Origin of the sequence: Streptomyces sp. NPDC007971, assembly GCF_042958635.1 — a bacterium.
GTDB lineage: Bacteria > Actinomycetota > Actinomycetes > Streptomycetales > Streptomycetaceae > Streptomyces.
The window spans coordinates 204,307-218,209 of sequence record NZ_JBIBJK010000011.1 but is presented as its reverse complement, the minus strand read 5'-3'; the positions used below and the strand labels follow the sequence as shown (position 1 = coordinate 218,209).

Below are 13,903 nucleotides of genomic sequence, written 5' to 3'. Positions count from 1 at the left end.
TCACGAACTAAGGGATCTGAACAGATGGACGGCACGCCCCGCCCGCCCGCCACCCCGGCACAGGCACTGTCGGCGATGGACCACCTCATCGCCGCCCACGTGATCGGACAGCAGGAACTGGCCCGGCGGCTGGGACTGAGCGTCACCGACCTCACCTGTTTCGCCTTCGTCCTGGAGGCCGGCGAGAACCTGCTCACCGCCGGCGACCTCGCGGCGCGCGCACACGTCACCACGGGCGCGGTGACCGGCATCCTCAACCGCCTCGAACGCGCCGGCTACGTCACCCGCCGGCCCGACCCCGCCGACCGCCGCCGGGTCCGCGTGGCCGCCGTACCGGCGGCCGTGACCCGCGTCGAGGCGGTGTACGCGGGCCACTACAGGCGCCTCACGGCCCTGTTCGCCGACTACGGCCCCGGGGAACTGGCCGTCATCACCGACTGGTTCACCCGCGCCACGTCCCTGGCCCACGAGTATCTGGAAAAGCTCAACAGGAACGACCCGGAAGAGGATTGCTGAGCCCGAACCCCCGCACTGAGCCAGAACAGCCCTGACGTTCCTGACCCCGGCACACAGAGGGGGACGGCAACGGGCCGGACGATGACGACGGCGCGGCTGGCGTCCTCGTAGCGGTTTGATCGGCCCACATTCACCGGTTAGGTCGAACTGATGACGGCCGTCGTCGCGACCCGGCGATTCGGGGGGAAGGGCAATGGAGGACAGCTCGACAGAAGGGTGACATCGTGCAGGCCAGTGTTGGTGACAGGATTCTTGTTCACGGTCGGATCGTGGGGCAGCACGATCGCACCGCAGAGATCATTGAGGTGCTTGGAACGGATGGTGGGCCTCCCTACCGGGTCCGTTTCGACGACGGGCACGAGACGCTGATGAGTCCGGGCCCGGACACCGTCGTCCGCCCCTTCAACGACTAGGAAACTCTCCGACCCCGGCGGTTGCCGTCGAACACCGCCGTCAGAGCAAAAGCCAGAGGCCCTGTGGATCACTCCACAGGGCCTCTGATCTGTTGTGCACTCGGCAGGATTCGAACCTGCAACCTTCTGATCCGTAGCTCTGGAGAGATGGGTCGTAGACGGTCGTACAAGTCGCTTGGCGGACCATGACGGGCCAGTGCGGGGTGCTGCTGGTTGCTTGGGTTGCTGTACCGCGCTGCTGTACCGCCGACTGAGGTGCGAGCGGCCGTCCGGTACGTGATGCCCGAACACGGGCACGTGTGCGCAGAGCTCTCATTGAGACGCCATTTCAGATACGAGGCGTACCGGGCGGCGCTAGGCGATGCCTGAGCCGATAGCACGGGCCAACAGGGCTTTTGGACACTCACTGCACCTCTAGCGCTAGGGCCTGTCCGACGGGTCGCGTCACCGGCCCGCACCCGACAGCAATGTCACCCGAACGGCCTAACACGAAGTGTCGCCCACATGGATGAACATCAAGCTGAGTGGTGTCCCAACCGAGGCAATCCGTGAAAGGCGAACCAAATGCGCATTCGACGAATCCTCGCCGCCGTCATCGCCACGGCAGCCCTCGCCGGGGTCGGCCTTGCAGGCGCCGCCACCGCCACCGCCACAACCGCCACCGCCACAACCGCCACCCCTGCCAGCCTCACCCCGGGTGAGTGCGAGCAGGGCGGCGGAACGGTCGATCGGTCGAACTTGTCCTCGGCCCACCTCCCGACCTGCAAGGGCGGCAAGTTCAACGGGCAGGAAGTCGACTAAACCCCCGCTAGGCGCCCCGCAGCCACGCGCTGCGGGGCGTTCCTACGCGAGCGTAGCCGGGGGAGCCGCAGGTACGTGCCGACCCATTAGAAGTCTCAGCGCGGGCCGTAGATCACTGGTCGGCTGACGTTAGCCCCGGACGCTGACCAAACGCAGAAGACCCCCGGCCGATACCGACCGGGGGTCTGCGTGCTGGTGGGGTTAACAGGATTTGGACCTGTGGCCTCATCCTTATCAGGTCGATCACGACTTCCCAGGGAGCTGGGTGCTGCCGGTCGTGACCTCTGGGTCCTAGTCGCCGAGGTCCGCCCTGATCCGCTCGGGAAGATCGGCCGCAACCGCCGCGTCCTCCCCGCCTGGGTCGACGAGTACGTGAACCGCTGCGCCTCCGAGACCGGGGAGTGGGCGGCATGAGCGGAAAGCGGGCCAATGGTGAGGGGTCCATCTACCCGTACAAGAACGGCTTCGCGGCGTACGTCTGGGTCACCACCCCGGACGGCGACCGCAAGCGCAAGTACGTCTACGGCAAGACCCGCGAGGAGACGCACGAGAAATGGATCAAGCTCCACAGTGAAGCCAGCAGGGGCCCGGTGCAGACCCGGCACCGCACGGTGCAGGCGTTCCTGTCCTACTGGCTCGAGTCGATCGTGAAGCCCCACCTCGCTCCGCTGTCGTACGTGTCGTACGAGGGCTCGGTGCGGCTCTACATCAATCCGCACCTCGGCGGGAAGCGGCTCGACAAGCTGACCGTCCGGGACGCGGGAGTGGCTGACCAAGCTGGCCGGCATCTGCCAGTGCTGCGCCCAGGGCAAGGACGCCAAGCGGGCCAAGCCGCGGCAGCGGTGCTGTGCGGTCGGGGAGTGCTGTGAGGCCTATCCGTCCCGGCGGGTGGTCCAGGCCGCCCGTGACGCCCTGCGGGCCGCTCTCACGCACGCCGTGACCGAGGAGGAGATCAGCAAGAACGTCGCCTCCCTGGTCAAGGTGCCCAAGCCCCGGCGGCGCCGGATCAAGCCCTGGTCCGTAGTCGAGGCGGGGCGCTTCCTGGCCGATTCGGTCGCACGTGAAGATCCGCTCTTCGCGGCCTGGGTCCTGGTGCTCTGCCTCGGCCTGCGGCGTGGTGAGGCCTTGGGCCTGACCTGGCAGTCGATCGACTTCGAGGCTGGTGAGCTGTACGTGGATCACCAGATCCAGCGCGCGGGCCGCCAGATCCTGCACCGGGAGACCAGGACGGAGGAGTCCGACGACTTCCTTCCGCTCCCCGAGTTCTGCCTACGGGCGCTCCGGATGCGGCGTGCCCAGCAGACCGGGGACTGGAAGGCGGCCGGTGAACTGTGGCAGGACACTCGCGGGCTGATCTTCACGACGAAGTACGGGACGCCGATCGAGCCGGGGAACCTCACCCGCATGTTCGCCCTGCGGGCCCGGCGTGCCGGGCTCCGGGTGATCCCGCTCCGGAACACCCGGCACACCTGCAGCTCGCTCTTGGTCGCCCTGAAGGTGCACCCGAAGGTGGCCCAGCGGATCCTGCGGCACTCGCAGATCGCCATGACGATGGAGGTCTACGCCGAAGCCAGTGAGGAAGAGGTGCGGGCCGCGCTCGGCAAGCTCTCCGATGCGATGGGCGGCGCCGGCTGATGCCGTTGCTGTACTTCGCTGCTGTACGACCCTGAAACGCCGAAGGCCCCGGATCTCTCCGGGGCCTTCAACCTGTGTGCACTCGGCAGGATTCGAACCTGCAACCTTCTGATCCGTAGTCAGATGCTCTATCCGTTAAGCTACGAGTGCTTGTTCTTTTGTTTTTGCCCTTCCGCTCCTGGCCCTTCCGGCCCGCTCGCGGCGACAGGAAGAACATTACATGACTGCCGCCGTCATGTGAAATCCGATTCGCATACCCCTTGTGACCTGCGAAAACGCGAATGAAGCGGGGGATGGGGCCCGGAGGGAGCGGCAAGGCGCAGGAGTCGTGACAACGCCGAAGCCCCGGTCCTGAGGACCGGGGCTTCGGGATCAAGTGCGGAGGCGGAGGGATTTGAACCCTCGATGGGCTTGAAGGCCCAAACCGCATTAGCAGTGCGGCGCCATAGACCGGACTAGGCGACGCCTCCAGCACAACCACTCACGCGAGCGCGCGATTGGTGCGTGCAGATGATGACACAGTCGAGCGCGGTGTCACCAATCGCCCCCCACGGTACTAGGCGCGAGGGCCACAGGGCAAAGGGCTTCGTCCGGCGAGGCGGCGGACGGCGGGCCGGGCGCAACGTCCGGGGGCCGTGGGCGTTGGGCAGGGCATGGTCTCTGTCCTGTCGGCCGTCGCGCGCGGCGTCCTGATCCCGTCCCTCGCCGCGGTCTCGGTCTCGTCCCTGGTCGCCCTCGCCGCCGTACCCGCCGCGGCCTCGCCCGCCGTCCCGCCGCCCGTGCGGCCCGAGGACCGGGCCGCAGATCACCTCACCGTCGTGGTGCGCAACGCCGGCGCCGGGCTGGACGGGACGTACGACGTCTCCTGTCATCCCGCGGCCGGCAATCACCCGGACGTGGCGGGCGCCTGCCGGGTGCTCGACGACGACACCCGGTGGGGGCGGGACACCTTCGCCCCGGTGGCCCCGGGCAGTACCTGCACGATGCTCTACGGCGGTCCGGCCACCGCCCATGTCACCGGCATCTGGGCCGGGCGGCCGGTCGACGCCTCGTACGACCGCAGCAACGGGTGCGAGATCGGGCGGTGGGACCGGATGGTGCCCTACCTGCCGAGGATCGGTGCGCCCGTATAGGCCCGGCGGGCCCCCGCAGAAGGCAGCAGGTGAGGGCGGGCATGGGCCCGGCGGGGACCCGGCACGTAGTCAGGGCGGGCATGGGCCCGGTAGGGCCCGGCTCGGGGTGAGGTGGGCATGGACCCGGTAGGGGTCCGGTGTGAGCCTGGCGTGGGTGGTGGCCGGGCATCGGCGATTTTCGGCCGTACCCGACACGGGGTCGCGGACGCTTCCGCGGGCCCCCCGGTGCCGTACAGGTCCCGCGAAGGTCCGGCGAAGGTCTCGCGGAGCTGGGGCGGAGCCGACCGCGGAACGGACGGATACGGTCACACGTTCGCCTTCACTTCCTCGTGCGACCTCCCTCTCATCCGGCGTCGCGAGCGCAACCCGTGCCCTTAGACTCCCTCGCGTGACACGCTGCGGACCGCTTGGCAAGATGGCCCGAGCGGTCGGCAAGGTGCAGTAACAGGGAGGAAGCGTCTCGTGAGCAGCAGGCCATCCCGAGGCGCTGCTCGCCTCGCAGCCATACTCGACGCGCTGCCGGACGCGTTGGTCCTGGTCAACGCCAACGGAACCGTCGTCAACGCCAACACCATCGCCCTCGAGGCCTTCGAGGCGCCGGGGACCGCGCTCGTCGGGCGCGGCCTGCTCGACCTGCTGCCGCAGTTCGACTCCAGGCTCATCCCGGGCTCCATGCGGCGCCCCGATCACATGGAGCCGAGCGGCCGGACCAAGCCGACGCGGATGATCGCGCGCCGGACGGACGGCACCGAGTTCCCGGTCGAGGTCACGAGCGCGAACCTGGAGAACGGTCAGCAGGCGTACGACGGTTACGGCTACACCGGCGACGAGCTGCTGATGATCGTCGTCCGTGACCTGTCGGGGACCGTGGACACCGAGGCCGAGCTGGCCCGTTCGCAGCGGCAGACCGAGATGATCCTGCGCGCGGCCGCGGAAGGTGTCGTGGGGACCGACACCGACGGGCGGATCGTGCTCGTCAACCCGGCCGCCGCCCAGATACTGGGATACCGGGCCGGTGAGCTGGGCGGCAAGGAGCTGCACACCCTCGTGCTGCACTCCCGGGCCGACGGCTCCCCCTTCCCGTACGAGGAGTCGCCGCTCGCCGACACCCTGCGCTCCGGTCGCAAGCACCGGGTGCGCGGGCAGGTGATGTGGTCCAAGGGCGAGAAGAAGGTCGCGGTCGATCTGACCACCGCGCCCGTGCGCGACGGCGACCAGCTCGTCGGCGCCGTCATGACCTTCACCGACCGGCGGCCCTACGACGCCCTCGCCGAGGAGAAGGCCTCGCTGGAGACGGCGCACGCCGAGGAGCTGGAGCGGCTCTCCGAGGAGCACGCCTCCGACCTGACCGCGCTGCGCCAGCAGCACGTCGCCGAACTCGACGAACTGAACGAGCGGCACCTGGAGCAGCTGACGTCCGGCGAGGAGCGGTACGCCGCGCTCGCCGAGCGGGAGAAGGACCGGTACGAGGCCCTCGCCGGGCGCCACGAGCAGCTGCTCACGCTGCTCGGCGGGTCCCTGCGCGGGCCGCTGGACGAGCTGCGGCGCGACCTGTCCGCCCTGGCCGCGGACGACGCGGGGCAGCTGTGGCCCGAGGCCAACCAGGTGCTGCACCACCTCTCGGCCGGCTACTCGCGCATCACCACCCTCATCGACAACGTCCTCGGCTATCAGCTCCTGGACGCCGGCACCGAGGACATCACCCGTACGAAGGTGATGCTCGACGCCGTCGTGGCCGCCGGTGTGGACGGGGCCGTCGAGCTGATCGGGCCGGGCCGTGTGCAGTTCGCCGTGCACGCGCCGCCCATCGAGGCCGAGGTCGACCCGCAGCGGCTGGCGACCGCGCTCGCCCATCTCGTGGCGGACGTGGCGGGCGTGGACGCCACCGGCAACGCGCCCGTCTCCGCGGGCGGTTACCTGGACAACACGGTCGTGGTCGCGGCCGCGCAGCGCGGCGAGGTCGCCCGGATCGAGGTGCGCGGGCCGTACACCGGGGGAGACCCGGTGCACGAGCCGATCGTGCGCGGGATCGTGCGGGCGCACGGCGGTGTGCTGCAGACGCACGAGGTGCCGGGCATGAGCGGCAGCGCGTACGTGCTCGAAGTGCCGCTCGGCGGCGGAGCCGGCGCGGTCGCCGACCGGGTGCCGGACGCCGAGGACTTGGCCGCGTACGGCACCGAGGGCGCCGGCCTCGCCGAGCTGGGTTCCAGCGGTGGACGGCGGCGGGCCCGGCGGGCCTCCACGGACGCCTTCCTGGAGAGCGATGTTCCCGGTGAGTCCGGTGAACCGGGTGAGTCCGGTGGCGGCGACGCGGAGGCGTCCGTGCCGACCGGGCGGCGCCGCAGGCGTGCTGCGGCGAGTGCCGCGGCGATCGAGGCCGCGGCGCCGGTCCCGGGCGAGGGCGCGGAGGCCGTGCCCGCCGCGTCCGGGACCGGACGGCGGCGCGGACGCCCCGCCGAGAATGCCGGCGGTGGCGCCGGTGAAGGTACGGGCGTGGCCGAGGGTGCCGTGATGACCGCGGCGGAGCATGCCGCGGGAACCGCCGCCGCGGGCAGCGGACTCGGTGCCGCCGTGCCGCCGCAGGGTGTGCCGGCACCGCCCACCGGACGCCGGGCCCGGCGCGGCTCCGGCGAGCCGCAGGCCGCCCTGCCGCCCGCACTGCCCGTGGCCGGTGGCGAGTCGGCGCAGCAGGACCCGGCCGAGGACGCGCAGCCGACCGGGCGGCGCAGGCGCGCGCTGGCCGCCGCGGCGGAGCGTGCCGCGGCGCAGGAGGCGGGTGCCCGTACGGTCTTCGCCCTGCCGCCGGCCGAGGCCGACCGCTCCCCCGACTCCGCGGACGCGGCGACGGGCACGGGCGAGGGCGAGGGCACGGACATGGGTCCGGCCATGGGCCCGGGTAACGGTACGGCTCCGGCAGGTCCGGCTCCGGCCGCTCCGGTGGGCACGACTCCGGCGGCTCTGAACGGTCCGGTCCCGGCGACTCCGGGCGGTACGACTGCGGGTGCCCAGCTCCCTGGTCAGGCTCAGGTACCCCTGGCCGGTCAGGCTCAGGCTCCGGTGGCCGTGCCCGGTCAGGCTCCGGTGGCCGTGCCCGGTCGGCTGCCCGTGCCCGGCGAGGGAGTGCCCGGCGACGACGGCCGGCACGACGCCGTACCGCTCGACCAGTCCGAGGACCACACCCCGCCCCAGCCGCACCCCACGACCGCACCGACCGGCCGCCGCCGACGGGCCGTTGCCCAGCCGGCGGGTACGACTCCGGTACCGGCCGCCCCCGGGCAGCCCGCGCCGGCCGGTCGGTCCGGCCAGGTTCCGTCGGCCGCTCCTGCCACCGCGGGGCAGCCCGTTTCCGGTCGGCCGACCCCGGACGCCGGCGTTCCGGCGCAGGGTGCTGCCGGACAGGGTGTCCCGGCACCGGCGTCCGCGCCCATGGCGGCGCAGGCCCAGGGTCCGGGTCAGGCGGGCGTACCGGCGGGGCCCGCGGGCCTGCCCGGCGTCGCCGCTCCGGCGGGTGTCGCCGCTCAGCCCGGCGTGCCTGTCCAGCCGGGCATCACGGCCCAGCCCGGTGCCGCCGCCCAGGCCGTCCCCGGTCGGCAGGCAGTCGCGCCCGGCGCATCCGTACCGAACACCTCCGTACCCCACGCCTCCGGGCCCGACGCCGCCGTTCCCGCGCAGGGCACCCCAGGTCAGGGCACCGCAGGTCAGGGCACCGCAGGTCAGGGTGTGCCCGTGCCGCCGGGGCAGCCGGTTCCGGCCGAGGCGGCTCCCGGCCGGCCCGTTCCCGCCCAGGCGGCTCCCGGACAGCCGGTGCCCACCGCGGCGGCCGAGAACACCCCTGCGGCCGGCACCCGGACGGCGGGCCGGCCCGCCCAGCCGCTTCCGCAGGAGGCGGGCCCCGGCCCCGCGGCGGCCGAGGCCGCCTCGACCCCGGCCGCCGGGACCCCCTCGGCAGCTGTCCCGCAGCAGTGGCCCGGCGCCGACGACACGTCCGGCGCGGGCGTGCCCGCCCCGCAGGCGCCCCCCGCGGCGCGGCAGCCCGGTACCGCCACTTTGGCCCCCGGCACCCCGGTTTCCCCGGAGCACAACGGTGGCCGGCCTGCGCGGGCGGCCCAGCCCCTGCCCGCCGAGGCCACGGGGGCCGCGGCCGCACCCGTCGACCCGAACTCCACCCAGGGGCGGGCCATCAGCGTGCGGACGCTGGGACAGGGTGTGCCGTTCTCGCGGCAGGCCGCGCAGGTGCAGCAGCCGACCGCGACCCCGCCTCCGCACTCGCCGGGCGGTTCCGGCCGCCGGCGCAAGCTGGGCACGCCGCCCGACCCGGCCGCGCGTCCGGAGCCGCAGCAGGAGCAGGCGGCCCGTCCGCATCCGCCGGCCGAACAGCCGCCCGCGCAGCCCTCGCTCGCGGGACAGTCCCGGCTCGCCCCGGCCACCGAGGGTGCCGGACGCTCGTACGCCATAGGGGCTCCGGACGCGAACGCGGCCGAGGGACCCGAACCGCTGGACGGTCCCGGCGGGGCCGTCGAGATCGCGGACACCCCGCGACCGGTGCCGCTGGACGACGAGCTTCCCCCGGAGCCGCTGGACAACCCGCGCCGGCTGCTGGTGTGGCCCGCGCCGGACGTGACGACCCAGCAGGCGCTGAGCGACCGTGGCTACCGGCCGGTCATCGTGCACTCCCGCGAGGAGGTCGACGCGCAGATCGCGGCCTTCCCCGCCGCGCTGTTCGTGGACCCGCTGACCGGGCCGATCACCCGTACCGCGCTCCAGTCGCTGCGTCAGGCGGCGGTCGCGGCCGAGGTGCCGGTGATGGTCACGGCCGGGCTCGGACAGGCGACGCGCGAGGCGGCGTACGGTGCCGATCCCGCCGTGCTGCTGAAGGCGCTGGCGCCGCGCGACAGTGAGCAGCATCCGCCGCGGGTGCTGCTGATCGAGGAGCACGCGGAGATCGCGCTGGCGCTGACCTCGACGCTGGAGCGGCGCGGGATGCAGGTGGCGCGGGCCGCGAACGACAACGACGCGGTGACGCTGGCGGGGCAGTTCCATCCGAACCTCGTGGTGATGGACCTGATGCAGGTGCACCGGCGGCAGTCCGGGATCGTGGACTGGCTGCGCGCGCACGGGCAGCTCAACCGCACCCCGCTCGTCGTCTACACGGCCGCGGTCGATCAGGCCGACCTGCCGCGGCTGGCCTCGGGCGAGACGGTGCTGTTCCTCGCGGAGCGCTCCACCAGCGGTGAGGTGCAGGCCCGGATCGTCGACCTGCTGGCGCGGATCGGCACCAATTGATGGGCACCGACTGATCGGCACCGACTGATGGGCACCAACCGGCGAACGGGTCGGCAGGGGTCAGCGGACGGCTAGGCCCCCGTCGGCAAGGCACCCGTGGGCTCGGCAGCGATCAGCCGTCAGCCGTCAGCCGTCAGCGGCCAAGGAGCGGGTCGGCAGGGGTCGGCGGACAGCGAGCGGGTCGGCAGGGGTCGCGGACAGCGCAGCGGTGGACGGCGCGCACCCCTCGGCTCGGCGGCGGTCAGCGGGCGAACAGCCTGCGGGCCGCCTCCTTGATCGAGGCGCGCAGGCGCTCCCGGTCGGTGTCCTCGGCACCCGCGAGGATGCGCCGCATCTGCGGGACCACGGCCATCCAGTTGGTCAGGGCGGTCAGCAGGATGAGCAGGTCGCCGGCCGGAATCGCGTCCGTGATGACACCGCGGTCCTGGCCGTCCCTGAGGGCTGCGACCTTGCGGGCGAAGTGGGCCTGGCGCGCGGGCTCGTCGGGCAGCTCGGCCGTGCCGTACTCGATGCCCTCCCAGAACAGCAGGCGCAGCAGTTCGGGGTGTGCGGCGTGGTAGTCGAGCAGCTGGTCCACCCAGCCCTCGACGTCGTCCGGGTCGACGGGGACGGCCCCGGCCAGGTCGACCATGCACCGTCCCAGGACCTGCGTGAACAGCTCCGCCTTGTTGCCGTAGTAGGCGTAGATCAGCTGCTTGTTGGCCTTGGCCCCGCTCGCGATGCGGTCGATGCGGGCGCCCGCGATGCCGTGCCGGGCGAATTCGGCGACCGCCGCCTCGAAGATGCGTGCCTTGGTGGCCTCGGGGTCCCTGACTGCTGCCATGCGGCCAGAGTACCGCCAACCAACCATTTGGTTGACAGGGAATCCGGCGCAGGTGCACCCTGTCGAAGCAGCCAACCAACCAGTTGGTTGCCGTCATCGCCTTCAAGGAGTGCCCCCGCTCATGCCGTCAGCGACCACCACCCGCCGGGCACCACAGGCGGGGAGTCCCGCCCCTGACCGGGCCGGCGCCTCCGGCCGGTCCTTCCTTCTGCTCATAGCCGTCTGCACCGCCGTCACGGCCGGCAACATCTACCTCGCGGCCCCGCTGCTCCCCCTGATCGCCCACGACTTCGGCACCACCCCCTCGGCCGTGACCTGGATCGCCTCGGTCGCCCAGTTCGGCTACGCGGCCGGGCTGCTCTTCTTCGCCCCGCTCGGCGACCGCGTCGACCGGCGCCCGCTGGTCGCGCTGCTCTCCGTCGCCACGACTGCGGCCCTGGCGCTCGGGGCGGCCGCGCCCGGCACCGCCGCCCTCGCGGCCGCCGTCTTCGTGGCCGCCGCGGCGACCGTGATCCCGCAGCTGCTCGTCCCGCTGGTCGCCGAGCGCGCCCCCGCCCACCACCGCGCCCGCCATGTCGCGGCCGTCATCGCGGGGCTGTTCACCGGCATCGTCGCGGCCCGGGTCGTCGGCTCCCTCGCCGGACAGGCCTTCGGCTGGCGGTGGGTGTTCGCCGGGGCCGGTGTGCTGACCCTCGTCCTGGGTCTGGCCACCGCCCGCGCCCTGCCGAAGGAGCACCGCCGCCGGACCGGTCCGCTCTTCGCCGGCCTGACCGCGCTGCCCGGACTCGTCCGCCGCTCGCCGGACCTGTGGCGGGCGTGCGTGCGACAGGCCGGGATGTTCGGCGCCTGGAGCGCCCTGTGGACGTCGCTGACCCTGCTGCTGACCGGCCCGGCGTACGGACTGTCCACCGCGACCGCCGGGCTGTTCGGGCTCTTCGGCCTCACGGCCGGCGCGATGGCTCCGCTCGCCGGCGGCCTGGTCGACCGCTTCGGTGCCGCGAAGGTCGTACGGTCCGCGTATCTGCTCGCCGCCGTGTCCGTGCCGCTGTTCTGGCTCGGCGGCCGGATGCTGATCGCGCTGTTCGCGGCCGCCGTCGCCGTCCACGCCGCCCTGGTCGCATCCCATGTCGCCAACCAGACGCTGGCCCTGACGACCACCTCCGCCCCGGCCACCGCCAACACCGCCTACGTCGTTGCCGGCTTCACCGGCGGCGCCCTCGCCTCCACCCTGGCGGGCCTGGCCTTCGGCCACTGGGGCTGGAGCGGCGTCACCGCGGTGGCGGGGACGTGGCTGGTACTGGGATGGGTGACCACGGGGGTGCGGCGCCAGGGGCGCGTGCTGGGATGAGTGACCAGGGGGTCCGGCGCCAGGGGCGGGTGCGGGGAATGAGTGACCCGGGAGGTCCGGCGCCAGGGGCGGGTGCGGGGACGGACGACCACGGGGGTGCGACGCCAGGGGCTTCAGGAGCCGCCCGGTGTCTCGCGACGAAGGCCCCGGACCGGCTGACCCGCCGTCCCAGGGCCGTCGTGCTCCGCCGCGGCACCCGTCCCCGGGCGGTCAGAGGCTCGTGACGTCCAGTTCGCCCTCCGCGTACCGCCGGCGCAGCACCTTCTTGTCGAACTTGCCGACGCTCGTCTTCGGCACCGCCTCGACGACGGTCCAGCGCTCGGGCAGCTGCCACCGGGCGATCTTGCCCTCCTCGGCGAGGAAGGCGCGCAGGGTCTCGAAGTCGGTGCTCGCGCCGTCCCTGAGGACGACCGTGGCCAGCGGGCGCTCGCCCCACTTGTCGTCGGGTACGGCGACCACGGCGGCCTCGGCGACATCCGGGTGGGACATCAGCGCGTTCTCCAGCTCGACCGAGGAGATCCACTCGCCGCCGGACTTGATGACGTCCTTGGCGCGGTCGGTGAGGGTGAGGAAGCCGTCGGAGGAGATCGTGCCGACGTCTCCGGTCTTCAGCCAGCCGTCCTCGCTGAACTTGTCGGCGGGGCGCAGCGGTTCGGCGTCGGGGCCGTTGTAGTAGGCGCCCGCGATCCAGTTGCCGCGCACCTCCAGCTCGCCCGCGGACTCGCCGTCCCAGGGCAGGCGCTCGCCGCCCGGGCCGGTCAGGCGTGCCTCGACGCCGGCCGGGAAGCGGCCCTGGGTGAGGCGGTAGGCGAACTCCTCCTCGGTGCCGACCGCGTGGGCCGGCGGGCGGGCCACCGTGCCGAGCGGGGAGGTCTCGGTCATGCCCCAGGCGTGACAGACCCGCATGCCCAGCTTGTCGAAGGCCTTCATCAGCGAGGGCGGACAGGCCGCGCCGCCGATGGTGACCTGGGTGAGCGAGGAGACGTCCCGGGGGCGGGCGGTCAGCTCGGCGAGCAGGCCCTGCCAGATGGTGGGGACGGCGGCCGCGTGCGTGGGCCTCTCCTGCTCGATCATCTCGGCGAGCGGGGCGGGCTGCAGGAAACGGTCGGGCATCAGCAGGTTGACGCCGGTCATGAAGGTGGCGTGCGGCAGGCCCCAGGCGTTGACGTGGAACTGGGGCACCACGACCAGCGAGGTGTCCTGGTCGGTGAGGCCCATCGACTGGGTCATGTTCACCTGCATGGAGTGCAGGTAGATCGAACGGTGGCTGTACACCACGCCCTTGGGGTCGCCGGTCGTGCCGGAGGTGTAGCACATCGCGGCGGCCTGGCGTTCGTCCAGCTCGGGCCAGTCGTAGGTGGTGGGCCGGCCCGCGATCAGCTCCTCGTACTCGTGCACCCGCGCGCCCGCGCCCGCGAGCGGGGAGCGGTCACCGGGGCCGGAGACGACGATGTGCTCCACCGTCGGCAGCTTGGACAGCAGCGGGGCGAGCAGCGGGATCAGCGACCCGTTGACGATGATCACCCGGTCGGCGGCGTGGTTGACGATCCACACCAGCTGCTCGGCGGGCAGCCGCAGGTTGAGCGTGTGCAGCACCGCACCCATGGACGGGATCGCGAAGTACGCCTCGACGTGCTCGGCGTTGTTCCACATCAGCGTGGCGACCCGGTCGTCGCCCCGGACTCCGAGTTCGTCCCGGAGGGCGTTCGCCAGCTGGACCGCGCGCACCCCGGTGTCGAAGAAACTGCGCCGCTGCGGCTCGCCCTCCCCGGTCCAGGTGGTGATCTGGGACCGGCCGTGGACCAGCACCCCGTGCACGAGGATACGGGTGACGGTCAGCGGTACGTCCTGCATGGTGCTCAGCACGGCGTCCTCCTGGGCGGCATTGCCTACGGGGGGTAGAGGTTGCGCCGATTCTCCGCGCATACCACGCGGTATGTCACTAGGCAGA

At 72.5% G+C, this 13,903-nt stretch carries 8 protein-coding genes, 2 tRNA genes and 1 pseudogene; 7 read left to right on the top strand and 4 right to left on the bottom strand.

Annotated features, from left to right (window positions below; genetic code table 11):
* Nucleotides 1-24 precede the first annotated feature (24 nt).
* From ACFZCP_RS24365 to xerC, 4 genes and pseudogenes are all read left to right on the top strand, one after another.
* The gene (locus tag ACFZCP_RS24365) at nucleotides 25-516 is read left to right on the top strand and encodes a MarR family transcriptional regulator (RefSeq protein ID WP_391429912.1); all 492 of its coding nucleotides are present in this window, start codon (nucleotides 25-27) and stop codon (nucleotides 514-516) included.
* Between the two features lie 224 nt (nucleotides 517-740).
* Entirely contained in the window at nucleotides 741-929 is a 189-nt protein-coding gene (locus ACFZCP_RS24360; protein WP_391429910.1) for a DUF1918 domain-containing protein, read from the top strand.
* A gap of 564 nt (nucleotides 930-1,493) precedes the next feature.
* On the top strand, nucleotides 1,494-1,730 hold the full coding sequence (locus ACFZCP_RS24355; protein ID WP_391429908.1) for a hypothetical protein: 237 nt from the start codon (nucleotides 1,494-1,496) through the stop codon (nucleotides 1,728-1,730).
* Nucleotides 1,731-2,131: 401 nt separating this feature from the next.
* Nucleotides 2,132-3,365: pseudogene (gene xerC, locus ACFZCP_RS24350) on the top strand (tyrosine recombinase XerC).
* 77 nt (nucleotides 3,366-3,442) lie between these two features.
* On the opposite strand, the gene ACFZCP_RS24345 reads toward xerC, so the two are convergent.
* Nucleotides 3,443-3,515, bottom strand: a tRNA-Arg gene (locus tag ACFZCP_RS24345).
* 229 nt (nucleotides 3,516-3,744) lie between these two features.
* Nucleotides 3,745-3,835 (bottom strand) — tRNA-Ser (locus ACFZCP_RS24340).
* A gap of 183 nt (nucleotides 3,836-4,018) precedes the next feature.
* Between ACFZCP_RS24340 and ACFZCP_RS24335 the strand changes: the two genes are divergently transcribed.
* Together ACFZCP_RS24335 and ACFZCP_RS24330 are read left to right on the top strand one after the other, a co-directional pair.
* The gene (locus tag ACFZCP_RS24335; protein WP_362694426.1) at nucleotides 4,019-4,498 is read left to right on the top strand and encodes an SSI family serine proteinase inhibitor; all 480 of its coding nucleotides are present in this window, start codon (nucleotides 4,019-4,021) and stop codon (nucleotides 4,496-4,498) included.
* A gap of 462 nt (nucleotides 4,499-4,960) precedes the next feature.
* The gene (locus ACFZCP_RS24330) at nucleotides 4,961-9,781 is read left to right on the top strand and encodes a PAS domain-containing protein (RefSeq protein ID WP_391429905.1); all 4,821 of its coding nucleotides are present in this window, start codon (nucleotides 4,961-4,963) and stop codon (nucleotides 9,779-9,781) included.
* A gap of 241 nt (nucleotides 9,782-10,022) precedes the next feature.
* On the opposite strand, the gene ACFZCP_RS24325 is transcribed toward ACFZCP_RS24330, so the two are convergent.
* Nucleotides 10,023-10,604, bottom strand: coding sequence for a TetR family transcriptional regulator (locus tag ACFZCP_RS24325; RefSeq protein WP_391429903.1), 582 nt, complete (start codon nucleotides 10,602-10,604; stop codon nucleotides 10,023-10,025).
* Between the two features lie 121 nt (nucleotides 10,605-10,725).
* Here ACFZCP_RS24325 and ACFZCP_RS24320 point away from each other — a divergent pair, with 121 nt between their 5' ends.
* Nucleotides 10,726-11,952 (top strand): MFS transporter, encoded by a 1,227-nt coding sequence (locus ACFZCP_RS24320; protein WP_391429901.1) that lies wholly within the window; start codon nucleotides 10,726-10,728, stop codon nucleotides 11,950-11,952.
* Between the two features lie 210 nt (nucleotides 11,953-12,162).
* On the opposite strand, the gene ACFZCP_RS24315 is transcribed toward ACFZCP_RS24320, so the two are convergent.
* Nucleotides 12,163-13,818, bottom strand: a complete 1,656-nt coding sequence (locus ACFZCP_RS24315) for a long-chain fatty acid--CoA ligase (protein WP_362694413.1) — start codon at nucleotides 13,816-13,818, stop codon at nucleotides 12,163-12,165.
* Nucleotides 13,819-13,903 lie beyond the last annotated feature (85 nt).